The 1297-nt window shown below is 41.2% G+C and carries 1 protein-coding gene and 1 rRNA gene; both read left to right on the top strand.

The features are described from left to right. A partial coding sequence (locus BTR25_RS26615) for a transposase (protein ID WP_175596905.1) occupies positions 1 to 313 on the top strand: 313 nt, incomplete at its 5' end. Between the two features lie 684 nt (positions 314 to 997). Continuing rightward, positions 998 to 1297: ribosomal RNA gene (locus BTR25_RS26605) — 16S ribosomal RNA — on the top strand; the annotation flags it as partial.

Here is a 1297-nt window from a genome sequence, read left to right as displayed (position 1 = left end):
AGAATATAAATCTAATTCAAAGAAATGCGGAAACTGTCCACTTCTTTCCCAATGTACTCGTTCCAAAAATAAGGTAAAGGTAGTAACACGTCATGTTTGGGAAGAGCACAAGGAAAAGGTAAGAGAAAATCGCTTATCTAAGTCTGGAAAAATGCTTTATAAATTTAGAAAGGAAATGGTTGAGCGAAGCTTCGCAGATTCAAAAGAACTGCATGGGCTTCGCTATTGTAGGTTACGCGGATTAAGAAAAGCAAGCGAACAGGCTCTCCTTACGGCAGCGTGCCAAAATATGAAAAAATTGCCACACACTTAGCTAGGCTTGAAAGAGTGTGTGGCAATACTAAGATATTTGAACCCTGTTGATTTCCGCGGAAGGTGCGTAGACTCCTGCGGGAGTACGGGGCAGTGGGAGACCCCGCAGGAGCGTAGCGACGAGGAGGCTCCCCGGCACGCCCGCGGAAAGCGAAGCACCTGGAGGGGAAATCAACAGGCCTTGGTGCATAGGCAATTAAATCAAAAACAATCAATTTTTAAATCAAACAAAATGAAAAGTTGCCGAGAAAACTACCCTTTCTCGACAATCTGAGGAGAACAATATTGTTCTCCTTTTTTACACCTTTTACAATTATCATAATCCTTATTAGAATACTTTAAATCTACTATAATAATTAATATAAGTTTAGCTACAATATCACTCATTATTTGAAGAGATGCTTGGAAATCTGCAAAAAAGAGATTGGAATAAACTCCCATTGAACTAGGTCCTTGTTGCTGTTATGATATAAAAGTTCCCTTAAGAACACGTCAACATTATAAGTATAAACAAGTTGTTGACATTAATAAAGATTTTATGTTATGATATTTTTTGTTGCTTTCAACAAATAAACTTGTTCTTTGAAAACTAAACAAACAAAAAAGTCAACAAACAATGAATTATCGTGTTTCTTCTATTAAATTAGAGAACATGAGCCAACGTAACAAATGAGCTATATCAACTTTCATGGAGAGTTTGATCCTGGCTCAGGACGAACGCTGGCGGCGTGCCTAATACATGCAAGTCGAGCGAATCTTGAGGAGCTTGCTCCTCTTGGTTAGCGGCGGACGGGTGAGTAACACGTGGGCAACCTGCCTGTAAGACTGGGATAACATCGGGAAACCGATGCTAATACCGGATAATCCTTTTCCTCTCATGAGGGAAAGCTGAAAGTCGGCTTCTCGCTGACACTTACAGATGGGCCCGCGGCGCATTAGCTAGTTGGTGAGGTAACGGCTCACCAAGGCGACGATGCGTAGCCGA

The sequence above is a fragment of the Bacillus sp. MRMR6 genome (assembly GCF_001940785.1).
GTDB lineage: Bacteria > Bacillota > Bacilli > Bacillales > Cytobacillaceae > Neobacillus.
The sequence above is the reverse complement of the archived record's forward strand: the minus strand, read 5'-3'. Positions and strand labels throughout refer to the sequence as shown.